General features: G+C 70.3%; 25 protein-coding genes. 12 read left to right on the top strand and 13 right to left on the bottom strand.

Annotation, left to right across the window (positions count from 1 at the left end; genetic code table 11):
* The first annotated feature begins 26 nt into the window (after positions 1-26).
* The 5 genes from ACFVWW_RS02595 to ACFVWW_RS02575 all read left to right on the top strand — a co-directional run bounded on the left by ACFVWW_RS02595 (position 27) and on the right by ACFVWW_RS02575 (position 6,138).
* Positions 27-1,637 (top strand): sugar ABC transporter ATP-binding protein, encoded by a 1,611-nt coding sequence (locus ACFVWW_RS02595; protein ID WP_384182612.1) that lies wholly within the window; start codon positions 27-29, stop codon positions 1,635-1,637.
* A complete protein-coding gene (locus ACFVWW_RS02590) occupies positions 1,634-2,602 on the top strand; it encodes an ABC transporter permease (protein WP_384328017.1) in 969 nt (322 codons plus the stop codon). Before ACFVWW_RS02595 ends, ACFVWW_RS02590 begins: the two co-directional genes overlap by 4 nt.
* Positions 2,599-3,660 carry an ABC transporter permease gene (locus tag ACFVWW_RS02585; RefSeq protein ID WP_386875454.1) on the top strand — a complete coding sequence of 354 codons (1,062 nt, stop codon included), beginning with the start codon at positions 2,599-2,601 and terminating at the stop codon, positions 3,658-3,660. Before ACFVWW_RS02590 ends, ACFVWW_RS02585 begins: the two co-directional genes overlap by 4 nt.
* A 101-nt stretch (positions 3,661-3,761) precedes the next feature.
* A complete protein-coding gene (locus ACFVWW_RS02580) occupies positions 3,762-4,781 on the top strand; it encodes a LacI family DNA-binding transcriptional regulator (RefSeq protein WP_384328011.1) in 1,020 nt (339 codons plus the stop codon).
* Between the two features lie 265 nt (positions 4,782-5,046).
* Positions 5,047-6,138: an aldose epimerase family protein gene (locus tag ACFVWW_RS02575; RefSeq protein WP_386875452.1), complete on the top strand. Its 1,092-nt coding sequence runs from the start codon at positions 5,047-5,049 to the stop codon at positions 6,136-6,138.
* A gap of 20 nt (positions 6,139-6,158) precedes the next feature.
* On the opposite strand, the gene ACFVWW_RS02570 is transcribed toward ACFVWW_RS02575, so the two are convergent.
* From ACFVWW_RS02570 to ACFVWW_RS02555, 4 genes are all read right to left on the bottom strand, one after another.
* Positions 6,159-6,839, bottom strand: a complete 681-nt coding sequence (locus tag ACFVWW_RS02570) for a response regulator (RefSeq protein ID WP_384182599.1) — start codon at positions 6,837-6,839, stop codon at positions 6,159-6,161.
* A complete protein-coding gene (locus tag ACFVWW_RS02565) occupies positions 6,836-8,110 on the bottom strand; it encodes a sensor histidine kinase (RefSeq protein WP_384182742.1) in 1,275 nt (424 codons plus the stop codon). The genes ACFVWW_RS02570 and ACFVWW_RS02565 overlap by 4 nt, the downstream gene beginning before the upstream one ends.
* 140 nt (positions 8,111-8,250) lie before the next feature.
* Entirely contained in the window at positions 8,251-9,099 is an 849-nt protein-coding gene (locus tag ACFVWW_RS02560) for an ABC transporter permease (RefSeq protein WP_386875450.1), read from the bottom strand.
* A complete protein-coding gene (locus ACFVWW_RS02555) occupies positions 9,096-10,034 on the bottom strand; it encodes an ATP-binding cassette domain-containing protein (protein WP_384328003.1) in 939 nt (312 codons plus the stop codon). Before ACFVWW_RS02555 ends, ACFVWW_RS02560 begins: the two co-directional genes overlap by 4 nt.
* A gap of 230 nt (positions 10,035-10,264) precedes the next feature.
* On the opposite strand from ACFVWW_RS02555, the gene ACFVWW_RS02550 reads away from it, so the two are divergent.
* Both ACFVWW_RS02550 and ACFVWW_RS02545 read left to right on the top strand, forming a co-directional pair.
* Entirely contained in the window at positions 10,265-10,852 is a 588-nt protein-coding gene (locus tag ACFVWW_RS02550) for a hypothetical protein (protein ID WP_384182593.1), read from the top strand.
* A gap of 79 nt (positions 10,853-10,931) precedes the next feature.
* Positions 10,932-11,189, top strand: coding sequence for a hypothetical protein (locus ACFVWW_RS02545; protein WP_386875447.1), 258 nt, complete (start codon positions 10,932-10,934; stop codon positions 11,187-11,189).
* 93 nt (positions 11,190-11,282) lie between these two features.
* Here the strand turns inward: ACFVWW_RS02545 and ACFVWW_RS02540 are convergent, their stop codons facing one another.
* Positions 11,283-12,023: a DUF1775 domain-containing protein gene (locus ACFVWW_RS02540; protein ID WP_386875445.1), complete on the bottom strand. Its 741-nt coding sequence runs from the start codon at positions 12,021-12,023 to the stop codon at positions 11,283-11,285.
* 49 nt (positions 12,024-12,072) lie between these two features.
* A complete protein-coding gene (locus ACFVWW_RS02535) occupies positions 12,073-12,729 on the bottom strand; it encodes a hypothetical protein (protein WP_386875443.1) in 657 nt (218 codons plus the stop codon).
* A gap of 138 nt (positions 12,730-12,867) precedes the next feature.
* On the opposite strand from ACFVWW_RS02535, the gene ACFVWW_RS02530 reads away from it, so the two are divergent.
* Together ACFVWW_RS02530 and ACFVWW_RS02525 are read left to right on the top strand one after the other, a co-directional pair.
* Positions 12,868-13,227, top strand: a complete 360-nt coding sequence (locus ACFVWW_RS02530) for an ArsR/SmtB family transcription factor (protein ID WP_384182584.1) — start codon at positions 12,868-12,870, stop codon at positions 13,225-13,227.
* Positions 13,228-13,335: 108 nt separating this feature from the next.
* The gene (locus ACFVWW_RS02525; protein WP_386875440.1) at positions 13,336-14,601 is read left to right on the top strand and encodes an MFS transporter; all 1,266 of its coding nucleotides are present in this window, start codon (positions 13,336-13,338) and stop codon (positions 14,599-14,601) included.
* A gap of 14 nt (positions 14,602-14,615) precedes the next feature.
* Here ACFVWW_RS02525 and ACFVWW_RS02520 read toward each other — a convergent pair whose 3' ends face one another.
* A complete protein-coding gene (locus ACFVWW_RS02520) occupies positions 14,616-16,265 on the bottom strand; it encodes a SpoIIE family protein phosphatase (RefSeq protein ID WP_386875438.1) in 1,650 nt (549 codons plus the stop codon).
* 214 nt (positions 16,266-16,479) lie between these two features.
* Between ACFVWW_RS02520 and ACFVWW_RS02515 the strand changes: the two genes are divergently transcribed.
* Together ACFVWW_RS02515 and ACFVWW_RS02510 are read left to right on the top strand one after the other, a co-directional pair.
* Positions 16,480-17,139, top strand: coding sequence for a response regulator (locus ACFVWW_RS02515; RefSeq protein WP_384182577.1), 660 nt, complete (start codon positions 16,480-16,482; stop codon positions 17,137-17,139).
* Positions 17,136-18,215: a sensor histidine kinase gene (locus ACFVWW_RS02510; protein WP_386875436.1), complete on the top strand. Its 1,080-nt coding sequence runs from the start codon at positions 17,136-17,138 to the stop codon at positions 18,213-18,215. Before ACFVWW_RS02515 ends, ACFVWW_RS02510 begins: the two co-directional genes overlap by 4 nt.
* A 39-nt stretch (positions 18,216-18,254) precedes the next feature.
* On the opposite strand, the gene ACFVWW_RS02505 is transcribed toward ACFVWW_RS02510, so the two are convergent.
* Positions 18,255-19,175, bottom strand: coding sequence for an oxidoreductase (locus ACFVWW_RS02505; RefSeq protein WP_386875434.1), 921 nt, complete (start codon positions 19,173-19,175; stop codon positions 18,255-18,257).
* Positions 19,176-19,338: 163 nt separating this feature from the next.
* Positions 19,339-20,076 carry a class I SAM-dependent methyltransferase gene (locus tag ACFVWW_RS02500; RefSeq protein ID WP_386875432.1) on the bottom strand — a complete coding sequence of 246 codons (738 nt, stop codon included), beginning with the start codon at positions 20,074-20,076 and terminating at the stop codon, positions 19,339-19,341.
* Between the two features lie 351 nt (positions 20,077-20,427).
* Here ACFVWW_RS02500 and ACFVWW_RS02495 point away from each other — a divergent pair, with 351 nt between their 5' ends.
* Entirely contained in the window at positions 20,428-21,033 is a 606-nt protein-coding gene (locus ACFVWW_RS02495; protein WP_384182566.1) for a TetR family transcriptional regulator, read from the top strand.
* A gap of 28 nt (positions 21,034-21,061) precedes the next feature.
* Here the strand turns inward: ACFVWW_RS02495 and fumC are convergent, their stop codons facing one another.
* The 4 genes from fumC to ACFVWW_RS02475 form a co-directional block, all read right to left on the bottom strand.
* Positions 21,062-22,504: a class II fumarate hydratase gene (fumC, locus tag ACFVWW_RS02490; RefSeq protein ID WP_384182564.1), complete on the bottom strand. Its 1,443-nt coding sequence runs from the start codon at positions 22,502-22,504 to the stop codon at positions 21,062-21,064.
* Entirely contained in the window at positions 22,501-24,165 is a 1,665-nt protein-coding gene (locus tag ACFVWW_RS02485) for an NAD-dependent malic enzyme (RefSeq protein ID WP_386875429.1), read from the bottom strand. The genes fumC and ACFVWW_RS02485 overlap by 4 nt, the downstream gene beginning before the upstream one ends.
* 134 nt (positions 24,166-24,299) lie before the next feature.
* Positions 24,300-24,899: a class F sortase gene (locus tag ACFVWW_RS02480; RefSeq protein ID WP_386876704.1), complete on the bottom strand. Its 600-nt coding sequence runs from the start codon at positions 24,897-24,899 to the stop codon at positions 24,300-24,302.
* 148 nt (positions 24,900-25,047) lie between these two features.
* The gene (locus ACFVWW_RS02475; protein ID WP_384182559.1) at positions 25,048-25,548 is read right to left on the bottom strand and encodes a sortase; all 501 of its coding nucleotides are present in this window, start codon (positions 25,546-25,548) and stop codon (positions 25,048-25,050) included.
* Between the last annotated feature and the right edge of the window lie 11 nt (positions 25,549-25,559).

Below are 25,559 nucleotides of genomic sequence, written 5' to 3'. Positions count from 1 at the left end.
GGACCAGCGGAAGGCCAAGAAGACCCATGGCACCACCCGAAGCAGCACCTCAGGCGCCGGAGGAGACCACCCCACCGGCGGCCGGCACCGTCCTCGAAGCCCGTTCGGTGAGCAAGCGGTTCCCGGGCGTCGTCGCTCTCGACCACGTCTCCTTCTCCCTGCGCGCCGGGGAGACCCACGCGCTGGTGGGGGAGAACGGGGCCGGCAAGTCCACCCTGATCAAGGTGCTGACCGGCGTGTACCAGCCCGACGAGGGCGACGTACGGATGACCGGACAACAGGTGCGGTTCGCCCGGCCGTTCGAAGCGCAGCAGGCAGGCATCTCCACGATCTACCAGGAGGTGAACCTCGTCCCGCTGATGAGCGTGGCGCGTAACATCTTCCTCGGCCGCGAGCCCAAGAACCGCTTCGGCCTCATCGACTTCGGCCGGATGCACCGCGAGACCACCGAGCTGCTCGACGGCTTCGGTGTACGCGTCGACCCCCGCCGCCCCCTGCACACCCTGGGCATCGGCACCCGGCAGATGGTCGCGCTGGCCCGCGCCGTCTCCGTCAACGCCCAGGTGGTCGTGATGGACGAACCCACCTCCTCCCTGGAACCGCGCGAGGTCGAGACCCTCTTCCGGGTCATCGAGAACCTGCGCGGCCAGGGCATCGCCGTGCTCTACGTCAGCCACCGGATGGACGAGCTCTACCGGATCTGCGACCGGGTCACCGTGCTGCGCGACGGCCGCCACATCCACACCGGCGACCTCGCGGACCTGAACCGGATGCAGCTCGTGTCGATGATGCTCGGCCGTGACATGGCAGAGGTCCGGCGCAGCGGCGTGACCAACTTCGCCGCCGAGGGACACGACGCGGCACGCACCCCCGTACTCACCGCGACCGGCCTCACCCGCCGTCACCAGCTCGAGGACGTCTCCCTGTCGCTGTACGGCGGAGAGGTGCTCGGCCTCGGCGGCCTGCTCGGCTCTGGACGCAGCGAGACGGCGAAGGCCCTGGCCGGCGCGCTGAGCCTGGACGGAGGCGAACTCACCGTCGGTGGCCGCACCCTGCGCAGGCTCACCTCGGCGGGCGCGATCCGCGCGGGCATCAGCCTGCTGCCCGAGGACCGCAAGGCCGAGGGAATCATCCCCGGCCTCTCCGTGCGCGAGAACATCGTGCTCGCCGCCATGCCCCGCCTGTCCCGCGCCGGAGTGGTCTCGCGGCGCAAGCAGGACCGCATCGTCGACATCTTCATGAAGCGGCTGCGGATCAAGGCGGCAGGACCCGAGCAGAAGGTCGGCGAACTCTCCGGCGGCAACCAGCAGAAGGTCCTCCTCGCCCGCTGGCTCTGCCTGGAGCCCAAGGTCCTCCTGCTGGACGAACCGACGCGCGGCATCGACGTCGGCGCCAAGGCCGAGGTCCAGAGCCTCATCGACGACCTCGCAGGCGAGGGCCTGGCCGTCCTGCTCATCTCCTCCGACATCGAGGAACTCATCGAGGGCGCCGACCGGATCGTGGTGCTGCGCGGCGGAGCCGTCGCCGGCGAACTGTCCGGCGACAGCGTGGGCGAGAGCCAACTGCTCGAAGTGCTCGCCGACCACTCACCGGCGCCCGAAGGGAAGGCCCCGGCCGCACAGGAGGACCCGCGATGACCCAGGCCACGCTCACCCCCGCACGCCCCCTGGCCCGGCTGCGCGACCCCGGCTGGTACCAGGAGTACGGCGTGTACGCGGCCGTAGCCGTACTGCTGCTCTTCAACGCCCTGTTCACCGAGCACTTCATGACCGCCGACAATCTGCGCACGCAGCTGGTCCAGGTCGCCCCCATCGTCATCGTGGCGCTGGGCATGGCCCTGGTCATCGGCACCGAGGGCATCGACCTGTCGGTCGGCTCGACGATGGCACTCGCCGCCGCCCTGCTGCCGCTCTACCTCGGATACGGACTCGTGCCCGCGCTCGCTGTGGCCCTGCTGGCCGGAGCGGTCGTCGGAGCCGTCAACGGCACGCTGGTCTCGCTGATCGGGCTGCAGCCCATCGTCGCCACGCTCGCCCTCTTCGTCGGCGGCCGGGGCATCGCCCTGGTCATGGCCGACGGCCAGCTCAAGCAGATCGTCAACCCCGACATCCTCGCGCTCGGCACCGACTCCTTCCTCGGTGTCCCGCTGGTCGTGCTGATCGCAGCGGTGCTCGCCGCCGCCGTCGCGTTCCTGGTGCGGCGCACCACCTTCGGCCGTCAGATCGTCGCCGTCGGAGGCAACCGGCCGGCCGCCGCGCTCGCCGGGCTGCCCGTCAAGCGCGTACTGATCGGCGTGTACGTGCTCTGCGGGGTGCTGGCCGCCCTCGCGGGCATCCTCGCCACCGCCAGGCTCACCGCCAGCGACCCCTCCTCGCTCGGCACCCTCATGGAACTCTCCGCCATCACGGCGGTCGTCGTCGGCGGAACCCCGCTGAACGGCGGCTCCATCCGGGTCCTCGGCACCGTCGCGGGCGCCCTGCTGATGCAGCTGCTGCGCGCCACCCTGGTCAAGCACGACCTGCCCGACTCCACCGCACAGATCGCCCAGGCGGCCATCATCATCGCCGCCGTCTACGTCGCCCGGGAGCGTCGGTCCCGATGAACGAAACCACACCCGCTCTCCGCGCCTCCGCCCGAGCGCCGAAGAAGACCCCCGCCCCGGCCGGCGGCGACGCGCCCCGCAAGGTGCCCGCCGCCGAGACGACCTTCACGCAGCGTCTCGCCGAGCTCGTGCAGCGTCAGGGCGTGCTCGCCGTTCTGCTCGCGGTCGTGCTCGTCGCCTCGTTCGTCTACCCGACGTTCGCCACGCTGGACAACGCCCGCGGTGTGACCGTACAGGCGTCGTTCCTCGCGGTGGTCGCGCTCGGTATGACCCTGGTCATCATCACCGGCGGCATCGACCTGTCGGTGGGATCGGTGTTCGCGCTGGGCGGTGTCCTCGCCGCCTGGGCCTCGCAGTGGGGCTTCCTCACCGCGCTGCTGGTGCCCCTCGTGGTGTGCGGGGCCATCGGTCTGCTGAACGGCTTCCTCATCGCCCGCGCCGGGATGGCTCCCTTCATCGTCACACTCGCCACGCTGCTCGCGGCCCGCGGTCTGCTCCTCGCCTTCACCGACGAAGGCGCCACCACCTACCTGGTCCCCAAGGACTCCGCCTTCGCCGAGCTCGGGCAGGGCAGCGTCTGGGGCTTCGGCTACCCGATCCTGATCGCGCTGGTGCTGTTCGGGGGCGGCGGACTGCTCCTCCAGCGCACCTCGTTCGGACAGACGCTCTTCGCCGTCGGCGGCAGCAGCGACGCCGCCACCCTGATGGGCCTCCCGGTCGCCCGTACCAAGATCCTGGTATACACACTCAGCGGACTGCTGGCGGGACTCGCCGGTGCGCTGAACGCGGCCCGGCTGACCTCCGGCGTCACCATCGTCGGTGTGGGCATGGAGCTGGACGCGATCTCCGCCGTCGTCATCGGCGGCACCCTCCTCATCGGTGGCGCCGGATCGGTCAGCGGCACGCTCTGGGGCGTCCTGCTGCTGGCCGTCATCCAGAACCTGATCAACCAGATCGGCTCGCTCAACTCCTCGTACCAATCGGTGGTCAGCGGCGGCTTCCTTATCGTTGTCGTCGTGGCGCAGCGCTATCTGGCGCGCAGTCGTAGAACCACCTGAACGGAACCGGATCCCGGGTGGCCGTGCGGCCGCCGGGATCCGGCCAACCTCAGGCCCCGGACTCACCGGGGCCGGATTTCCCGGTCGAGTCAAGGAGTGTCGTGGGCGTCAGCCTCAAGGACGTTGCGCAACGGGCGGGCGTGTCCATCAAGACCGTGTCGAACGTGGTCAACAACTATCAGCACGTCACCCCCAAGATGCGTGCCAAGGTGCAGCAGGCCATCGACGAACTCGGCTACCGGCCCAACCTCACCGCGCGCCATCTGCGCAAGGGGCGCACCGGGATCATCGCCCTGGCCGTACCGGAGTTCGGCAACCCGTACTTCGCCGAGCTCGCCGGCGCGGTCGTCGACGCGGCGGCCCGGCACGACTACACCGTGCTGGTCGACCACACCGCCGGACTGCGCGAGAAGGAACTCCTGGTCAGCCAGGGCTTCCGGTCGCATGTGATCGACGGACTCATCCTCAGCCCGATCCATCTCGAGACCGAGGACCTGATGGCGCGCACCGAGACCGCGCCGCTGGTCCTGCTGGGCGAGCGGGAGTACGAAGCCCCGTACGACCACATCGCCATCGACAACGTGGCGGCGGCCCGCGAGGCCGTACGGCACCTCCTCGACCACGGCCACCGCCGGATCGCCTTCCTCGGCTCACGTACCGGCCAGGAACGCCAGCCGGCCCATCTGCGCCTGCGGGGCTGGCGCGAGGAACTCCTGTCCGCGGGCATCGAGCCGGACGAGAGCCTGGTGATCGTCACCGACGGCTACGGACGCGAGGACGGCGCCGCCGCCATGGCGGCGCTCCTCGACCGCGGGGAGCGGCCGGACGCCGTCTTCGCGTACAACGACCTCATCGCCATCGGCGCGATGCGCACCCTCACGGAACGCGGTCTGCGCATCCCCGCCGACATCGCCGTCGTCGGCTTCGACGACATCGAGGAGAGCCGGTACGGAGCCACCACGCTCACCACCATCGCCCCGGACAAGGAAGCCATCGCCCGGCTCGCCGTCGACAGTCTCGTCGAACGGCTCTCGGGAAAGCCCGTACCCGAACCACGCAGGCCCCGCCCCGGCTACCGCCTGATCGTCCGCGAATCGACCGGGCCCCGGAACGCGCCCTAGGCCATGTCCGCAAAGTTTCGCCTGGCCGACGGCGTTCGGCACGCACGCTCGCCGCGTTGTCGGAATCATCCGAGTACATCCAGTACACGAATGATCCTCCGCCTTGCGATCGCACGCACCGAACGCCGTCGGCCCCGCCCTCCGGGCGGACGGCGCTACTTCGCGGACACGACCTAGGCGGTGGGAACCGAGCGGCCGGACCGCCGCGCTGAACCCCGGGCAGCCCACGTCACTCCCGGCCATCCGCTCGTCGCAAGGATCCCTGATGCCCAGCCCCACCGCGCACAGCAAGCCGTTCGGCACCGCCCCCGGGCGGGCGGAGGTCGATGTCTGGACGCTCGACTCCGGCTCCGGAGTCCGGGCCGAGATCCTCACCTACGGCGGCATCCTGCACCGGCTCCTGGTGCCCGACACCACGGGAGCCACCGCGTCGGTCGTCCGCTCGCTCGCCTCCCTCGACGGCTACACGGGCAAGAACCCCTACTTCGGTGCCCTCATCGGCCGTTACGCGAACCGCATCGCCCACGGCCGCTTCACCCTGGACGGCGCCGCGCACCACATCCCCGCCAACGACCGGGGCCACGCACTGCACGGCGGCCCCGACGGCTTCCACACCAAAGTGTGGGAGGCGACCGATCACAGCACCGACGGCGCCGCGGCGCTCCGGCTCACCCTGCACAGCCCCGATGGCGACATGGGATTCCCCGGCGCGCTCGATGTCACCGTGACGTACACCCTCGACACCGAAGGCACCCTCGCCCTCGACTACACCGCGACCACCGACCGCCCCACGGTCGTCAACCTCACCAACCACGCCTACTTCGACCTGACCGACGAGGGCGACATCCTCGGCCACACCCTTCAGGTGGACGCCGACACGTATCTCCCCGTCGACGGCGACGGCATCCCGCAGAGCCCCGCCGTCGCTGTCCGGGACACCCCCTTCGACCTCACCGTTCCGCACACCCTGGGCGACCGGATCGGCCTGCCCGACGAGCAGCTCCGTACGGCGGGCGGCTTCGACCACTGCTGGGTCCTCCGGGACCTGGAACCCGGCCGCGCCGGCGACCTCCGCCGGGCCGCCCGTCTCACCGCCCCCGACGAGACGAGGGTCATGGAGGTGTGGACCACGGAACCCGGCATCCAGGTCTATACCGCCAACCAGCTCGACGGCTCCCTGACCGACCCGGCCGGCCGGCTCCACGAACGCCATGGCGCCATCTGTCTGGAGACCCAGCACCTGCCCGACTCACCCAACCGCCCCGGCCACCCCAGCACGGTGCTGCGCCCGGGCGAAGTGGCGCGCAGCAGAACCGAGTTAAGGTTCCCGCACCTCAACGGGCGGCGGACGTTCTGAGCGACGGGGCGGCGCTGCGGCTACTCGGCTTCGCCAGGGCGTGCCAGGCCCAGGTCGTAAGCGAAGATCACGGCTTGAACGCGGTCGCGTGCGCCGATTTTCGCGAGCATGCGACCGACATGGGTTTTGACGGTGGACTCGGCCAGGACGAGACGTTCGGCGATCTCCCGGTTGCTCCAGCCCTGCCCGACAGCCACCAGGATCTCGCGCTCCCGGTTGGTGAGCGAGCGCAGCCGCTGGTCGTCGTGGGGTGTCGATGGGTCCGGTGAGTGGCTCGGCAGATGGTGGGAGTAGGCGTCAAGGAGCCGCCGCGTGAGGCCCGGTGCGATGACGGCGTCGCCCGCGGCGACGGCGCGGATACCCGCCAGCAGTTCTTCCGGGCGGGCGTCCTTGAGGAGGAAGCCGCTGGCGCCGGCGCGCAGGGCGGCGTGGGCGTAATCGTCCAGGTCGAAGGTGGTCAGGATGAGAATGCCTGAGCGTCCGCCCGCCGCGATGATCCGGCGAGTGGCCTCGATGCCGTCCATGCCGGGCATCCGCACGTCCATGAGGACCACGTCGGGGCGCAGTTCCGCGGTCCTGCGCACGGCGTCGGCCCCGTGTGATGCCTCGCCGACCACCTCGATGTCCGGGACCGTTTCCAGCAGGATCTGGAAGGCGTAGCGCTGTAGTTGCTGGTCATCCACGATGAGCACGCTGGTCACGAAGCACCGCCCCGGGTGGCTGGGAGGGGCGCGAGGCTGAGGGTCGCCCGTACAGTCCAGCCTCCGCCGGGCCGGGGCCCGGCGGTCACCGTGCCGTTGTAGAGAGCCGCTCGCTCTCTCATGCCTGCCAGCCCGTGTCCCTCCTGGTTCGTGGGGCCGCGCCGCGCTGTGCCCGGGCGCGGGCCGGTGTCCTGGACTCGGATGTACAGCTCCGAGCCGTCCACGGTGAGTGCGAGGTCGACCCGGGTGTCGGCGCCGGCGTGTTTGAGAGCGTTGGTGAGTGCCTCTTGAACGATGCGGTAGACCGTCAGCTGCACGCTGCGGTCAAGGAGGTCCAGATCGCCGTCGGTCCGGTAGACGACCTGTGGCCCAGCGGCCCGGACACGGTCGCACAGTGCGTCGAGGTCGGGGATGCCGGGCTGAGGACTGAGCTCGGGAGCGTCCGCGCTCTCCCGCAGGACGCTGAGCATGCGCCGCAGCTCGCCCAGAGCCTGACGGCCGGTGTCACCGATGAGCTGAAAAGTCTCCTTGCCTCTCTCGGGGGCGATGTCGGCCGCGTACGAACCGGCATCGGAAAGGGTGATGATGACGGCCAGATTGTGGCCGACGATGTCGTGCATCTCACGGGCCACCCGGGCGCGTTCGGTGGCGGCGGCCAGCTTGCTGCGCTGGTCGCGTTCGACTTCCAACTGGGCCGCGCGCTCCCGCAGGCCCGCGAGCTGAGCCTGCCGGATCCGCACCGCCAGTCCCAGGGTCACGGGCGCGATCGCGGTGCTGAACAGAAAGAACAGGGCGTCCCCGACGGACACCGCGGTGGCGAACCGCACGGCGATGAACGCCAGCGCGCCGGCCATGGTGGCACACGCCCAGGGCAGGTGCCGCAGTCGGCCGTGCACGGTCAGGCTGTAGAGGGCGACCAGCAGCGCGACGTCGGCGCGCAGCCATACGCTCAGCGACCACTGGATCAGGAACACGGCCGCGACGGCGGCGAAAGCCGCGGACGGCCTCCTGCGCCGCCAGAACAGGGGAACCAGCAATCCGGCCTGCAGCGCCAGCATCCAGGGCAGGGGCGGTTGCGTGAACCTGTCGGCGAACTCTTCCGGGCCACGGCCGCCCTTCACCAGGTCCGGGACGCAGAAGAACAGGAACACTACGCCCACCACCGCTGTGTCCAGCAGCCAGGGACGGGCGTGGTCCGCCTGCCGCAGACGCCGGCCGGTGCGGGACAGCCGGGCGACCAGCGGATGCCCCCACAAGGGATCAAGCCCCAGGGGCGGCGGACGCGAGGGCGCCTCCGTATCGGCGCTGCGGTCGGTGGTCACGGGAGTCACCTGTCCATCGTGTGCGAGGCGTGTCCGCGCGGCGCCGGCGATAGCCCGTCACCGCGCAGACGGCGGGGTGGACGCTGCCGTCAGGCGTCTGTACGTACCAGCCGGTAGGCGGCCCCCGCCAGCGCGAGAACGACCCAGCCGAGCAGCACGACCAGTCCGGCTGCGGGCGACAAGGTGGTGGCGTCGTGGTGGAGGGCGAACATGGACCCGCCCGCGTTGCTGGGCAGGTACGGGCTGATGTTGTCCTGCCACGTGGTCGGCAGCAAAGAGATCAGGCCGGGGACCAGCATCAGGGCGCCCACCAGGACCGATATGCCCGCTGCCACGGAGCGCAGCAGCGCGCCCAAGGCGACGCCGAGCACACCGACCAGGCCGAGGTAGAGTCCCGCGCCCAGCAGGCTGCGCACCACGCCTGCGTCCGAGAAGGTCATCGCCGCGCTCGTGCCGGAGACGATCCCGCTCGCGAACAGGAAGGTGGCGAATGCGCCGACCGTGCCGATCACGAGCGCGACCAGGCCGAAGACCGCCGACTTGGACCACAGCACAGGAAGGCGGCGCGGGACCGCGGCCAGTGTGGAGCGGACCATGCCGGTGGAGTACTCGCCCGCGGTGACCAGTACACCCAGTACACCCAGCGCCAACTGCGCGAAGTTTGTGCCGAACAGCGAGAGACTCACAGCCGTGGACGTGGCGAAGTCGGCGTCCATGCGTTGGCCGGAGCTGATCCTGGACTCGTACTGCGCCGCGGCGATGATGCCGAAGGCCACCAGGAACAGCAGCGCCAGACCCAGGGTGATCCAGGTGGAGCGCAGGGACCACAGTTTGGCCCACTCCGAGCGCACCACCCGCCTCCCGGTCACGCGATAGGCCGGGCGTGCGGCGGTCGTCGGGACGGTCGCGGAGGTAGGGGCCGGGGTGATGGTGCTCATGCGGCACCTCCGAGAATCTCGATGCCGCCGGTGGAGCCGTGGTACTCAACGGCATCCCTGGTCAGGTCCATGAAGGCCTCCTCCAGTGAGACGGTCCTGACGCTGAGCTCAAACAAGGCGATGCCGTGTTCCGCGGCCTTGAGCCCGATCGCGCGAGCGGAGATACCGGTCACGTACAGCTCCTCCGAGCCGGCGCGTCCGGTGATCTCGACGCCGGGTCCGGCCAGGACCTCGCGCAGGCGGGCCGGTTCAGCCGTGGCCACCGTCACGCTGTCGCCACCTGCCTCGCGGACCAGGTCCTTCACCGTGGTGTCGGCCAGTAGACGCCCGCGGCCCACGACCACGAGATGGTCCGCCACCAGAGCCATTTCACTCATCAGATGCGACGACACGAAGACGGTACGGCCTTCCGCGGCCAGACCTGTGAGCAAATTGCGGATCCACAGCACGCCCTCGGGGTCGAGTCCGTTGACCGGCTCGTCCAGCATGATGGTCTGGGGATCGCCCAGCAGTGCCGCCGCGATGCCGAGGCGCTGGCCCATTCCGAGCGAGAAAGCCCCCGCCCGTTTCCTGGCGACACTCCCCAATCCGGCCAGATCAATGACCTCGTCGACCCGGCGCCGCGGAATTCCATGGGTGAGCGCCAGCGAGTAGAGGTGGTTATAGGCCGAGCGTCCCGGATGAATGGACTTGGCCTCCAAAAGTGCCCCGACCTCCTGCAACGGTGCGGCATGCTGGACGTAGCGGCGGCCGTTGACCTGCACGGATCCGCTGGTCGGATCATCCAGACCGATGATCAGCCGCATGGTGGTGGACTTTCCGGCACCGTTCGGACCGAGAAATCCGGTGACAGTGCCGGGCCGGACGACGAAGCTCAGACCATCCACCGCGACCTTTTCTCCGTACCGCTTCGTCAACTGGTGTGCTTCGATCATGAGCTGTCTCTCGTTTCAGGGAGGTCAGGCTGTCTTGGACCGCATACTGAAACGCTATAGCTGAGGCCATCGTCATTCGTGCTACCTCAGGGTGAGCCGGGCGGAGCGGGGTGGTACCGCAGTGCCACACCTCACGGCGTACCGCATTTCAGAATGACGACGGCGGTACTCATGACTGCGTTCGAGATGGCGCCCCGCTACGGGTCCACGTGGGTGATACTCACACGGACATGCTGATCCCGACCGCCGCCACCCGTACCGCGACCGGCAGCGCCGCCCGCGCTGCCGCCTTCACAGTGCTGAGCGGCGCCATGGCGGCCGGGCTGCATCACGCGACTGCGGACTCGCCCGTTTCCTCGCCCGGTCTGGCGCTCGCCGCCGCGGTGATGTTCCTCAGTACCTTCCCCGCCTTCCACTACGGGACGCGCGGCGCGGTCGTCGCTGTCGTGGTGGTGATACAGGCGGCTCTGCCGACGTGGCTCAACGCCACCGAGAGCGCGGTTCTGCGGGACGGGCACCACAGGCTGCCCCCGGTCTGGCACCACAGCAGCCCCGCCATGGCCGTACTGAACCTCACGGTCGGCCTGGCATTGGCCTGGCTGCTGCACGGCGCCTGCGCTCTGCCCTCGCAGGTCTTCCGAGCCTGGACGGAACCGGCCCGGCAGTGGGTAGTACGGCTGGCGAGGGCGCTCTCGCTGCAATTGCCCCAACCGTACGAGCCCGCTGTGCCGCACCCCGGGCTCCTCGCCCCACGGGCGCTGTCCTCCCAGACCGCGCACCTCACCCTCCGGCACCAACGGGTGCCCTGCGGTCCGTGAACGACGACGTGCTCCCACGTCCTCACGTGCCGTCCGGCCGTGACGCACCGATCGTCAACGCCGCCCCAGGAGTTTCCGTATGCTCACGCACCTCGTCGAGGTGTGCCGGGCAGGCTCGGCCTGCCCGCGCCTCCTCGCACACCCCGACGCCCCGTCACCCGCGGAGGTCTACCGACCGCAGGACACCACCCGTACCGGCGAGGGTCTCCTCGACTTCCTGACCTCCGCCCAGTCGCTCCTTCTGATCCTCGTGGGCGCCGTGGCCGTTGTCCTGTTCGCCGCGACCGCCTGGCGGAGCAGACGCGAAGAACGCGAAGAGAGGAAGAGGCCGCGCTGAACGCGCAGCCTGTCGACCCGCCCGAGAGGCCGTCTCGTGGAGCTGCGAGGCCCGGCGGACCCGTTCGTACGGGCCCGTCGGGCGGCCCGTAGGTCAGGTGGTGCTCGCGCCGCCGCGGCGCCTGAACCACCACAGGCCGCCGCCGATGAGGGCGACCACGACCACGACGAGGGCGGTGATCAGAACCGGGTTCGAGCTGCCCTCCTCCTTGCTTGCCGTGCCGGCTCCGGTGGGTGACGGTGTGTTTGCCGGCTCACTCGCGGCCGGGGTGGACGGTGCGGCCGTGGTGGGCTCGGCGGTCGGGCTGGGGCTGACCGGCTTCGCGCCGGGGGGCGCGGGCTTGAGTTCGAGCATCGGCGCGGGACTGCCGTGCTCGCCCGCCGCGGGCTCTTCGAGTTCGATCCACCGGTCGACGCGGCCGTCGCTGTAGGTCTGTAGCGTCTTGAAGGCGAGGGACTCGGCATCCGGTAGCTGCCGTACGGTCACCGCGTACACGGCGTCCTCGCCCCCGGCGACCGCGGGGCCGGCCACGGTGTAACCCCGGCTCGTCGCCGCGAACTTCCAGCCCTTGGGACCTTCCTTGTAGGTAACGTCGGACGGTGCGATTCCGTCGGGCAGGACCACCTCCAGCTTGGTGATTCCCGCCTTGTCCGACTCCGTCTCGGCGTTGAAGACCAGGGTGACGTTCTCGGCGAGGGCGACGGCGCTGTCCCCCTCCGCCTCGACCTCCACATGCGCCGACGCGGGAGGGGCCACGGCGAGGGAGGCCGCTATGACAAGAACGGTGACGGCGGACAGACGGCGCGCGGCGCGCGGCCGGTTGATACGGGACACAGGTAACTCCTATGAGGGCGTACGGGCACGCCGAAGCGCACCTCCGAGGTCAGTTGGCGAGAGCGGACTCCGCCGGAGGACCTCGACTCACCACCGCATGCGCCAGCACCGGAGAGATACGCGGGAGCGACCGCGACCGCGCTCCTCCCGGTCGCAGAACGCGCGGTACAGGCGGGAGCGGTCCGGCGGTGACCAGCCGTACGAGGATCTCGGCGATCACATCGCCGAGGTGCTCGCCCACGGCCCGGCACGCGGCGTCCGCCCGCTGCAGAAACCAGGCCACGAGCAGGGCCGCCACGATGTGCGCCGCTGTCATCGACACCCCGTGACGGCCGGCGTGCCATGCCTCGTGCGCGTGGTGAGGTACGCCGTGACCGGCCATCACGTGCGGATCCCTGCCGGTGCGTTCTCCTGCACGCGTGAGCCAGAGGTGCAGAGCGGCCTGCGCGGCCCCGGTGGCCGACACCACCACGGGCAACGACCTCGGCCCGCGGGTAGCGGGGACCGTCAGGAGGAAGAGCAGACCGAGAGCGGCCCAGACGCTCCTCCAGGGCACCGGATGCCCTGAGGACAGGTGGTGTCCGGTGACGGCGAGCCCCGTACTCGCCACGGCGAACACCCCGGCGCGGGCAGCGGCGACCGGCGCACCGGTCAGCCGGTCCGGGCCGGCTCGGTGCGTAGCGCGGGCATCTCTCGTCCACGGCATGGCGGCCCCATCATGAGGCACGGCCGCCGGCCGCCGGAACAGAGTTCCGGTATGTCCCACCGCGCCCCGGGACGCGGCCCGTAGCGGCCGGGCGCTCCGGCGCAGGGCGTGCGCCGAGCGCGCGCCTACGATGTGTTCATGCCCGGACGCCATGAATCCTCAACAGCGAGCGATGCGCATCAGCACACGCCGAGCGTCCGCGAGCTTGCCGCGGCAGCGTCGGTCTTCTCCCTGCTCTCCGACCCCACACGACTGCATCTGGTGTGGCTGCTGACCCGCGGTGAGTCCGATGTGACCACGCTGGCGGCAGCGTGCGGAGCGGCACGGCCCGCGGTGAGTCAGCATCTGGCCAAGCTGCGGCTGGCGGAACTGGTGCAGGCGCGCAAGGACGGCCGTCACGTCGTCTACGCGCTCACGGACGGACATCTTCGTCGCCTCGTCGTTGAAGCGATCAGCCATGCCGACCACCAGGTCACCGGCGAACCCTGGCACGACTGAACACCATTCCCTCCGACGCTGGCGGGATCAGGCCAAACACGTGCATGATTGCGCACATGTGCACTAGGTTGACGGGCGCACCCGTCCGCCGACCGAGGAGCACGTCCCATGCTCGTTGTGCTGCGCAACCGCACCTATCGGCATCTGTTCACGGCCCAGGTCATCGCCCTCGTGGGAACGGGGCTGGCGACGGTGGCCCTGAGTCTGCTGGCCTACGACATGGCCGGGGCGAACGCGTCCGCCGTTCTCGGCACGGCACTGGCGATCAAAATGGTCGCGTACGTGGGCGTCGCTCCGGTCGTCGGCGCGTTCGCCGACCGGATACCGCGGCGCATGCTGCTGGTGGCGATGGACCTGACCCGCGCCGGTGTCGCGCTCTGTCTGCCGTTCATCGCCCAGGTGTGGCAGGTCTATGTCCTGGTCTTCCTGCTGCAGTGCGCCTCGGCGGCCTTCACCCCGGCGTTCCAGGCGACGATTCCGCACGTACTTCCCGAGGAGCGCGACTACACCCGCGCCCTGTCGCTGTCACGGCTGGCATACGACCTGGAGAGCCTGTTCAGCCCCGCCCTCGCGGCCGCTCTGCTGTCCCTGATTTCCTACAACTGGCTGTTCGCGGGCACCAGCGTGGGCTTCCTGGCCTCGGGCGCACTGGTCGTATCCGTACTCCTGCCCACACCCACACCCACACCGGTCGAACGCACCGGAGGCGTCTACGCGAAGGTGTCTTTCGGCGCCCGGCTCTTCCTCGCCACTCCCAGGCTCCGAGCCCTACTGGCACTGGACCTGGCGGTCGCGTCGGGTGGCGCCATGGTCATCGTCAACACGGTGGTGCTGGTGCGCGACAACCTGGGCCGGACCGTCGGTGACGTCTCGTTGGCGCTGGGCGCCTATGGAGCCGGCTCCATGGTCGCCGCCCTTCTGCTGCCGCGCGTACTCGACCGCGTCGGTGACCGTACGGTGATGCTGCCCGCGGCCTTCGTTCTGACCGGAGTGCTGACCGCGTTCTCGGCCGGCGCAGCCGTCACACCCGGCCCCTGGGCCTGGCCGGTCCTCCTTGCCGGGTGGACACTGCTCGGCGCGGCCTCCTCCGTGATCCTCACTCCGAGCGGACGCCTGCTGAGCCGCTCCGTCACGGACGCCGACCTCCCCGCCGCGTTCGCGGCGCAGTTCACCCTCTGCCACAGCTGCTGGCTGCTCACCTATCCTCTGGCGGGCCGGCTGGCCGCTCAGGCCGGAATGCCTGTGGCGGCTGCCGCGCTGGCCGTGATCGCACTCGCCGCCGCCATCACCGCGTCGGCCATCTGGCCGCGCGGAGACCCCGACCGCATCGACGCTCTGCACTGCCACCGGCCCTCACCCCGGCGGACGTTCTGATGGGCGACGGATCGTCACGTCGGCAGTGACTGCTCGGCCCAGACGGTCTTGCCGGAGTCGGTGAAGCGGGTGCCTTGGTGCTGGGTGAGCTGGGTGACGATGGACAGGCCGCGGCCGCCTTCATCGCTCACCATCGGCTGACACCGACGCGGGCCCGCGCTGCTGCTGTCGGACACCTCGCAGATGAGTGTGCGTTCATCACGGATCAGACGGAGTCCTACCGGCCCGGCGGAGTAGCGGATGGCATTGGTGACGAGTTCGCTGACGACCAGGGTGGTGGTGAACGCGAGTTCGTCGAGCATCCATGTCGCCAACTGCCGGCTGGTCCAGGTACGGGCGACGGAGACAGCGGCGGGGTCCGGCAGCAGATTCCGGGTGGCGACGTTCCCGGCCTCCAGGGCCCGGGTGCGGGCGATCAGCACGGCGGGATCGCGGCCCGGGGACGGGGCGCGAGCGACATGGGCGAGGACTTCTCGTACGTCCGGTCCGCATCGGGTCATGGCCTCGCGCAGCTGCTGCGTGAACGGGTCGAGAGCGGCGTGCGGTCCGTCGGGACCGTCACTTCGCAGGAACAGGGTGCTTCCCGGGGGCACGTCGAACTCGGTGATCTCGAAGGGCCGGCTCTCGACGCCCAGGGGCTGGTGAGAGGCGAGGCGGGGGGCGCTGACGGTGCCGTCAGGCTGGGCGGTCATGAGAAACGCGGTGCCCGCCCGGGACGCGGTGCAGTGCCCGGTGACAGGGTCATGGACCACGTACAGGCAGCCGGCGCCGATCTGCTTCTGATCGCGGGGGTGCTGATCGGCCAGGCGGATCACCACATCGTCCAGATGGGCGAGCAATTCGTCGGGCCGCAGGTCGAACGGAGCGAGCGTGGTGATCGACGCTCTCAGCCGGTTCATGCCCGTCACGGCGTGAACGCCTTTCCCTTCCGCCCTGCCCACCACCAGGGCCACCCTCGCGCTGGACAGCGGGAGAACGTCGAACCACTGCCCTGCTGAGCCTTCCGCCGCGGCGTCACCGTGGGCCGCATCGAGCGCGCTGACGGGCGGAATCTCCTCGGGCAGCAGGGACCGTTGCAGAAGCCGGGCGAGGGCGTGCTCCTGGATGTGGCGGCGGATGGTGTCCAGGCACCGCGCGGCGCGGTCCGCGAGCTTGGCGGCCGCGTGGAGGTCCTCTTCCTCGAAGGGAGCAGAGTCGGCCCGCCGGTACAGGACAGCCAGGCCGAGGGCCACCCCCCGGACCGTCAGCGGGAGCACGATGAGGGAGTGCGCCCCCGCCTCCCGGAGCAGCCGCGCGGGCGTGGGGTAGCGGGCGAGCCATCGGCTGTCGTGGTCCAGGTCGCGGATGAGACGCGGGCGCAGATCGATGAGGCTCCGCCTGCAGGGGGTCGCGGGCGGGATCCGGCTCACGTCACCGACGGCGTACGGGCTCCTGACCCCTCCTCCTCGCGCGGAATGGGCGGAGTGGAAGGCGGCACGCCGCAGCCGCATGTCCGCGTCCACCGGTCCTGGCGGGGGCGCGTCGCCGCGGAGCAGTACTTCCAGCACATCGACCGAGGACGCGTCGGCCAGCTCGGGCACCGCGGCCTCGGCGAGTTCCTGGGAGGCGCGGAAGAGCTTCTGCGAGGTGACGGGGGCCTGGACTGTGGTGGTGCGGGAGGGCATGGTGATTGTCCTGAATAGGAGACGCCGATCGGATGATGTCCTTCCAGCCTGACGCGTGAGCGGTTCCGGGGCGTTCGCACTGACCCGCAGACGGGCGTCCGTAGTACGCCCCGCCTGCTTGCGGGGTTGCACCGTCGCCGCGGAGTGCCGCGGGCTCGCCGCTGCCGCGATCCTCCGGACCGCACGGAGCGATCCCGGGATTTACGGTTGTTCCATGGACGTCGACCGCGGTGCCAGCGGGGAGGCGGCCGCGCCCCACCTGACCGTGGTGCTCGCGGACGACCACCTGGTCGTCCGCGCGGGCATGAGGCTGCTGCTCTCCCAGGACCCCACGTTCGAGATCGTCGCCGAAAGCACCACCGTTCCCGAGACCTTGCGGGCGGTGGAGCGGCACCGTCCGTCCGTGCTGGTCCTGGACCTGACCCTGACGGGCCGGTCCAGCCTGCGGTCCATCCCTGAGCTGCTGGCGGTGTCACCCCGTACCCGGATCCTGGTCCTCACGATGCAGGAGGATCCCGCGTTCGCCCGCGAGGCGCTGCGGACCGGCGCGGCCGGCTACCTGCTGAAGGAAGCGGCCGCGGAGGAGCTCCTCGGCGCGCTTCACCAGGTCGCCGCGGGAGCCGCTTACGTTCAGCCCTCCTTGGGCGCCCGCCTGGCCGTCGCCGGCCCGGAGGACGACGACTCCCTGACGGCGCGCGAAGTGGAGGTGCTGTCCCTGCTCGCCCTGGGGCACACCAACCAGGAGGTCGCGGAGAGCCTGCATGTCTCCATTCGGACGGTGGAGACACACCGGGCCAGGATCCGGGACAAACTCGGGACCGAGACCAAGGCGGACCTGATCGCCGCGGCGCGAGAGCGCGGGCTGCCGGCATGACCGACACACCGCGAGCGCGCGCCAGCTCCGTCATGGAGACCGCGGGCTCGCTCCTCCTCGTCGGCGCACTCGTTTTTGAGATCGCCCACCACTCGCTGCGCATCGAATTCGCGCTCTGCCTCGCCGCCGCCGTCTCCTTCCTCGTGGCCGCGGCCCTGAGCGCCGATTCACGGCGGTCGTGGCTGGTGATCATCAGTGGTATCTCGCTCGTGATCGCCGTGACACTGCTGGTCCACATCGTGCGGCAGCCGCTGCTCAACGGTCTGCACCTGGTTCCCCTCACACTGATCGCCTGCGCCGCCGCGATCGGACACCGGTCGGCTCTGCGCCACCGCAGTGTCGATCGGGAGTGGAGCCGGGCCCGTCGTGATGGTGAAGAGCGAGAGCGACGACGCTGGGCCCGTGAGTTGCACGACGACACACTCCAGGAACTGGGCGCCGTCCAGATCGTGCTGGCCTCGGCGGCCGCCGGCAGCAGGCCCGATTTCATGAAGGAAGCCATCGACCAGGCGCGGGGCCTGATCGGCAACCAGATCACGTCCCTGCGGCATCTGATCGCGGAGCTGCGGCCGGCCGCCCTCGACGAGCTCGGACTGCGACCGGCCCTTGAGGCGTTGTGCCGGCGAACCTCGGAGATCTTCGGCGTCGACGCCGAGCTGCGCGTGGGGGCGCGCTGGAACCAGCCCGGCGCGAAGCTGTCGCCCGAGGCGGAGGCCCATGTCTACCGCATCGTGCAGGAAGCGGTGACCAACGCGGTCAAGCACGCCCGGCCGACCCGGATCCGCGTCGAACTCGACAGCGACGACCGCGTGATCTCCACGACGGTTACGGACAACGGCAGCGGAATGACGGCTGAGCCCGCTGCGTCCGCCGTCCGCCCTTCCGCTCGCGCGACCACCGCCTCCCCGCCGGCGTTCGGAGGGATGGGCCTCGTGGACATGGGTGAGCGCGCCGATCTGCTCCATGCGCGCCTCACGGTGCGCTCGACGCCCCAGCACGGCACGTCGGTCACCCTGCAGATCCCGCGCCACGGCAAGAGGCGGCAGACGACGAAGCCGCCGAAGGCATCGGGATAGGACCGGCCCGCCCCCGGCGACATGCCTCCAGGAAGAGTCTCACTGGAAGGCGTAGCTGACGTGGGTGAGGCGTTCGGACAGTTCCCAGAGGTCCTTGGCGGTCGCCGGATCGGCCGCGGCCGGCGGAAGGGGGACGATGCCGGGAGCGCCCCGTCCCTCCATCCGCCCGGTGGGGGCTACGAAGGCGCCCGCCGGGACGGCCGGGTGGGTGGCCGCGAACAAGGACGGCATGGCTGCCTGGGTGGGGGTCTGCATGATGAGGGGCTCGATCACTCCGGAGACGATGGCCTTGATGACGCGGGGCACGTGGCGCTGGATACCGGTCATGGCCGCACCGGGGTGGACAGCGACGGCGGTCAGGCCGGTGCCGTGGGCGCGGCGCACGAGTTCCTGGGTGAAGACGACGTTGGCCAGCTTGGATTTCGTATAGGCGCCCATGGGGGTGTACTTCCGCTCGCTCGCCACGTCGTCGAAGGTGGTGCCGCGGCTGCGGGCGACGCGGGCGCTGACGGTGACGACCCGCGAGGCGTCCGAACGCAGCAAGGCGGGCAGCAGGCGACCGGTCAGAGCGAAGTGCCCCAGATGGTTGGTGCCAAAGGTGAGTTCGAAGCCGTCCTTGGTCGTACGCCGCTCCGGTACGGCCATGACTCCCGCGTTGTTGATGAGCAGGTCGAGCGGCCGGCCCAGGGAGAGCACCTGCTCGGCGGCGGCAGCCACCGAGGCGAGGTCCGCGAGATCGAGTTGCAGGGTGGTCAGCTCCGCGGCGGGGACTTCCCCGGCGATGGCGGCCGCCGCCTCCGCCAGTGACGACGTGGAGCGCCCTGCCAGGAGTACGGCGGCGCCCGCGCGGGCGAGTTCCAGCGCGGTGTGGAAGCCGATACCCGTATTGGCACCGGTGACGAGCGCGAATGTGCCGCTCTGGGAGGGGAGACTGCCGGCGGCCCAGGTGGAGGCGGACATGGGGATGCTCCTTGGATGGCGTGTATGAGTTGAGGGCGCTGATCCAGGAGGCGGTGCGCCGCTACCGACTAACCGGATAGTTGAATTGAAGCAGCGCACGAGTTCGACTGTCAACTATCCGGTTAGTGAGTGCCGTGCGGGTATGAGACGGGATCCGCCGCGGCTACGGCCGGGTGGCGCGGCGGAAGAGGGCTGTCCAGAGGAACGGTTCGCCGAAGCTGGGGGACTCGGGTGGTTCGTCGTGCATGCGGCGCAGTTCGATCTCCGTCAGGTCGGAGAAGATCCAGCGCAGGGACTCGGGCGTGTAGGCGAGGCCGCCGTGGAGGCGGGAGTGGCGGTAGAAGTCGGAGTCGGGGAGTTCGGACCCCATCCCGCCGGCCGCGAAGCAGGTGAGGGCGAGGAAGCCGCCGGGCGCGAGGACCCGGTCGAGGAGGGCGAGGTAGCTGATACGGCGGTGCGGCGGCAGGTGGTGGAAGCAGCCGGAGTCGTGGATCAGGTCGTACGGGCCGCCCAGCTCGGTGCCGGTGAGGGTGAAGGCGTCACCGCACCGGAATCGGACCTCGGCCCCCGCCTCGCGGGCGCGGTCCTCGGCCCAGGCGATGGCCGCGGGGGAGAGGTCGACAGCGTCCACCGTGAAGCCCAGCGAGGCGAGGTGGAGCGCGTTGCGGCCCGGGCCGCAGCCCAGGTCGAGGGCGCGACCCGCGGTGATCAGGCCTCGGTCGAGGTAGGAGACCAGGTTCTCGTCCGGCTTCGCCACGAAGAAGGGCACCGGCTTGGAGCGGTCCGCGTAGAAACTGTCCCACCAGGAGCCCGCGCCGGCCGTCCAGCGGTCGGCCTCCGGCGCGAACAGGCTGTCCAGGAGCTTCAGTACATCGTCCACCGTGCGGATGTGACGGTCCATCAGGGCCACCTTTCTCGGTCAGGCGATCGTAGGTCCGACAGGCACGAAAGCCCAGCTCAGGCGGTATGGCCGGAGGCAGTGGCCGACCCGTGAGGGGCTCGGTCGAGGAGGGGGAAGGCCGTCACCTCCAGGTGCGGGTGAACCGCCGCGCGGGCCCCCGCCGCGGGTCGTCACGGGGGCAATCCCGGCCGCGCCGATCCGGGTTTCTGTCAGCGTCCGCGCGGTGAGGGCCGCCTTGGAAGGACGTAACTATCCGGTTAGTCAGTGCGTGGCCCACTCCCCGGCCTCCCACACGGGCGGTGGGGTGTTCCGGCCGGGCTTTCCATCCAGTTAGTACGTTACGCTGGCGCGATGATACGAGACGCTCAGGCCACCCGGAAACGGCTGCTGGAGGCCGCCGCGGAAGAGTTTTCGCGGTACGGCGTCGCGGGGGCGCGGGTCGACAGGATCGCCGCTGCCGCCCAGAGCAACAAGGCCCAGATTTACCACTACTTCGGCAGCAAGGACCGCTTGTTCGACGCGGTCATGAACTCGATCGTGGTCACCACCGCGAGCGAGATCCCCATCGATGTCCACGATCTGCCCAGGTACGCGGGACGGCTCTTCGACCGCTACGAGGAGAGTCCACAGATCGCCCGGCTCGCCACGTGGTACCGCCTGGAACGTACGAATACGACGGAACAGGTCGAGGCGCTGGCCGACACCATCCACGAGGAGCTGGAAGAGATCCGCAAGGCTCAGGTGGCCGGCGTGCTCCCGTCGAGATACCGTCCGGCCGACCTGCTGAATCTGGTGCTGCACCTGTCATTTCTGTGGGCCTTCGTCTTCCCGGAACTCCAGGGGCACATCAAAGCGGCCTCGCGCAGCCATCGCCGCCGCGTGCTGACCGACGCGGTGGCGGCCCTGCTGAAGGACGACGACAGCGCTCCCGCCGGCACGAGCCGGTCGTCACGCTGATCGGGGGACCGGACCGGGTCTCTTCTCTTCAGTCGGGGAGTCCGGCCATCGCACGGGGGTTGATGACGCGGTCGTAGTCCTCGGCGGTGAGATAGCCCGTGGCGAGGGCGGTTTCGCGCAGGGTGGTGCCCTGGTCCGCCGCCCGGTGGGCGATTTCGCTGGCCCGGTCGTAGCCGATCTCGGGGGAGAGGGCGGTGACGAGCATGAGGGAGCGGGAGACATCCTGGTCGATGCGGTCGCGGTTGAGCTCCGTGCCCTCGACGCAGTAGACGCGCAGTTTCTCGCTCGCGTCGGCGAGGATCCTGGCGCAGTGGAGCACGTTGTTGATGATGACCGGGCGCATGGCGTTGAGTTCGAAGTTGCCCTGGCTCGCGGCGAGCGCGACGGCGCTGTCCTCGGCGAGGACCTGGATACAGACCATGACCATGGCCTCGCACTGGGTCGGGTTGACCTTGCCGGGCATGATCGAGCTGCCGGGCTCGTTGGCGGGCAGGACGAGTTCGCCCAGGCCGCAGCGCGGGCCGGAGGCCAGCCAGCGCAGATCATTGGCGATCTTCATCAGCGGTACGGCGACCCCGCGCAGTCCGGCCGAGGCGGCGGCCATCGCGTCCAGCCCGCCCTGGGCGGCGAAGTGGTTGGCGGCGACGGTGAAGGGCGTGCCGGTCAGCCGCGCCAGTTCGGCGGCGACCGCGGGACCGAAGTTCTCCGGTGCGTTGAGGCCCGTGCCGACCGCGGTGCCGCCGATCGCCAGCTGGTGGAGCGCGGGGAGGGTGGCGCGGACCCGCTCGTGGGCGTCGGTGAGCTGTGCGGCGTAACCGGACCACTCCTGACCGACCGTGAGCGGGACCGCGTCCTGCAGATGGGTGCGGCCGACCTTGACGACATCCCGCCACGACGCGGCCTTGTCCGCGATGGCCTGGGTGAGCGCGGCCAGCGACGGCATCAGATGGTCGTGCAGGGCCCGCACCGTGGCGAGGTGCATCGCGGTGGGGAACGTGTCGTTGGAGGACTGCCCCATATTGACGTGGTCATTGGGGTGGACCGGCGTACGCGAGCCGAGGGTGCCGCCCACCAGCTGGATCGCCCGGTTGCTGATGACCTCGTTGACATTCATGTTGCTCTGCGTGCCGGAGCCGGTCTGCCAGACATAGAGCGGGAAGTGCGCGTCGAGTTCGCCGGCGATCACCTCGTCGGCGACCCTGACGATCAGGTCGGCCTGCCAGCCGGGCAGGCGGCCGTCGCGGCCGTTGACCAGGGCGGCGGCCTTCTTGACGTAGCCGTAGGCGTGGTAGACGGCCTTGGGCATCCGGTCGTCGCCGATCGAGAAGTGGATCAGCGAGCGCTGGGTCTGCGCGCCCCAGTACCGGTCGGCGGGCACCTCGACGGTGCCCAGCGAGTCGCGTTCGGTACGGGTGCCCTCCGCGTCGATACCGATTCCCAGATCCCGCACCACCGGCGGGGTGCTGTTCATCGGGCACTCCCCGCGTCGGGAAGGGATTCGTACCGGGGCTGCCACATCGCGTCCTGGACGGCCTGCACCAGGTCCTCGGGGCTGTTCTCGGCGACGCCGTCGGAGATCGCGGCGCGCGCGACGGCGACGGCCACGGTGGCGGAGGACGCACGCAGGTCCGCCACGGGCGGCAGCAGGGACGCGCCCGGGGCGCCGACCCGCGCTTGGCCCGCGACGGCTTCGGCGGCGGCGAGCAGCATTCCCGGCGTCACGCGCCGGGCCCGTGAGACCACGGTGCCCAGGCCCAGCCCGGGGTAGAGCAGGGCGTTGTTGGCCTGTCCGATGACATGCCGGACCCCGTTCAGTTCGACAGGGTCGACGGGGATGCCCGTGGCGATGAGGGCTTTGCCGTCGCTCCAGGTGAGGAGGTCGGCGGGCATGGCCTCGATCCGCTCGGTGGGGTTGGACAGCGGAAAGATGACCGGCCGCTCGACGTGTTGCGCCATCGCGGTCACCACCTCACGGGTGAAGGCTCCGGTGGCGGTCGAGGTGCCGATCAGAAGGGTGGGCCGCGCGCCCCGTACGGTGGCCGGCAGGTCGATGCCGCCCTCGTCCGACCAGCCCCGTACTTCGGCGGCGGGGCGGGCATAGCCGCGCTGGTAGTCGCGCAGATCGTCCATGTCGTCGGTGAGCAGCCCCTGCTTGTCCACCAGCCACACCCGGCGTGCCGCGTCAGCCGGCTCCAGGCCGTCGCGGACCATCGCCTCCACCAGCTGGTCGGCGATCCCCACGCCCGCGGTGCCGGCTCCGAAGATCACCAGCCGCTGGTCCCGGAACGGGATCCCGGTGACCTTCAGCGCGGAGACGACGGCTGCGAGGGTGATCGCGCCGGTGCCCTGGAGGTCGTCGTTGAAGATCCGGTAGCGGTCGGCGTTCTGTTCCAGGATGCGACGGGCGTTGTCAGGACCGAAGTCCTCGAAGTGCAGCAGCGCGTGCGGGAACAGCTCGGCGGCCGTCTCCAAATAGGCGGCGACGAACTCGTCGTAGCGCTTCCCGCGGGTACGGCTGCGGCGTACGCCGAGGTAGAGCGGGTCGTTGAGCAGCGTCTCGTTGTCGGTGCCCACGTCCAGCACCACGGGGATGCAGCGGTCGGGGTGCAGGCCGGCCGCCGCGGTGTAGACGGCGAGCTTGCCCACCGAGATCTGCACCCCGTTGACGCCCCAGTCACCGATACCGAGGATCTCCTGCGCGTCGGTGACCACCAGCAGGTCCACATCGTCGGGCCCCAGCCCCCGCCGCTGGAAGGCCGGCCGCACATCCTGTGGACGGTCGATGGACAGGAACACCCCGCGCGGGCGGCGGTATTCGTGGCTGTACCGCTTGATCGCATCCCCCACCGTGGGGTCGTAGACGATCGGCAGCAGTTCGGTCAGATGCTCGCCGAGCACCCGGTAGTACAGCACCTCGTTACGGTCGTGCAGCTCCTCCAGATACACGTTCTTGGCCAGCGCGTCAGGCTGCCTCTGCAGCTGTTCGTACGTGCGCCGATGCTGCTCCTCCAGAGACAGAACCGCGTCGGGCAGCCATCCCACCAGCTCCAGCCTCTCGCGTTCCTCCGTGGTGAAAGCGGTGCCGCGATTGGTCAGCGGATCGGACATGACCGCGGGCAGAGCCTGGGACACGGGAGCACTCCTCATCGAAGATCCTGCACTCCTTGTATGGTCGTCCCCGGGCGCGCGCCCCGCTCGCGCAGACCGTCCGACCGCGGTGAACGGGTGACGGCGGCTCCGGAACGGCTCCGGCGAAGGGCGGTTGGCTATGTCACCGCGGTCAGCGTCGCGTAGATCACGATGTTTCCCTGATAGCCCGTCCGCCGGGAGTAGCCGCCGCCGCAGGTGATCACCCGCAGTTCGGCCCGGCCGGAGCTGCCGTAGACCTTCTCGTCCGGGAACCCCTTCTTGTCGTGGACCTCCACGCCGTCCACGGAGAACACGGCCGTGCGCCGGTCCGCCCGGCTGATCTCGATGAGGTCGCCCTTGGTCACGGCGCCGAGGTCGTAGAAGACACCGGGGCCGGTGGGTGTGTCCACGTGCCCGGCGGTGACGGCTGTCCCCGCGGAGCCGGGAGCCGTGCCGTCGCCGTACCAGCCGGCCAGGCCGGGCTTGTCGGCGGGCGGGGGCCGTAGCGCTCCCGCCGCGTCGAGGTCCAGTCGGGTCAGGGGGGCGTCCACGCCTATGGCGGGGATCCGAAGCCGGACCGGATCCGACCGGCGCAGGGGCAGGACGGCGGCGGGCGCGGCCGAGGGCCGTGCGGAGGCGGAGAAGGCCTGGGCTGCGGAGGGCTGCGGTGGCCGCTCGTCATGTGCCCCGTCGATCACCAGCAGGCTGCCCGCCATCAGTGCGCAGGCCAGCAGCATGACCGGAGGGGTGAACCAGTCGGAGGAAGATTCGATCGTGTAACCGGTTTCCCTCACGGCTCTGCCTCTGCTTCGCGACGGGGCGGGGTTCTCGCGGCCCCCGGCACCGGTGTGGTGTCCGGGGGCCGGTGTGGCGGGAGTTCGGCGGTCAGCTTCCGAGACCTCGGGGGCGGCGGCGGATCCTGGCCACACTCCCGGCGGCTGCCGCGACGAGCAGGGCGGCGCCCAGGGCGAGCCGTGTCTCTTTGTCCTCGGCCCCGAAGCCGGCGTCGACCGCGCCGCTCGGGCGGCGGCCGGAGACCTGGTAGGTGCCCGTGAGCTTGATCCGCGGCGGGCACTTCACGATGACGGTGTCGCTGCCGGACCGGGCCTCGTCCGGGATCTGGAACTGGCCGGTGAGCACGCCCTCACGGTCGCCCTCGAAGAGGTGGAACGCCCCTCCCGCCTTCGACTCGCCCTTGCCGTAGGTCACTTCCGGGCCGCATGCCTTGGTACTGACAGTGACCGTCGAGCCCGGGGCTGCGTCCCCCGGGCTGATCTGTATGCCCGAGTCACCGGCGGGGGCGCCGGCGGCGACCGCGGCCGGGACCGGCAGAACAAGGGCGCCGAGAACCAGGGCTATGCCTATGCCACATCGTGCGTTACGCATGTAGATCCTCC

The sequence above is a fragment of the Streptomyces sp. NPDC058198 genome, assembly GCF_042882605.1.
Classification (GTDB): domain Bacteria; phylum Actinomycetota; class Actinomycetes; order Streptomycetales; family Streptomycetaceae; genus Streptomyces.
The sequence above is the reverse complement of the archived record's forward strand: the minus strand, read 5'-3'. Positions and strand labels throughout refer to the sequence as shown.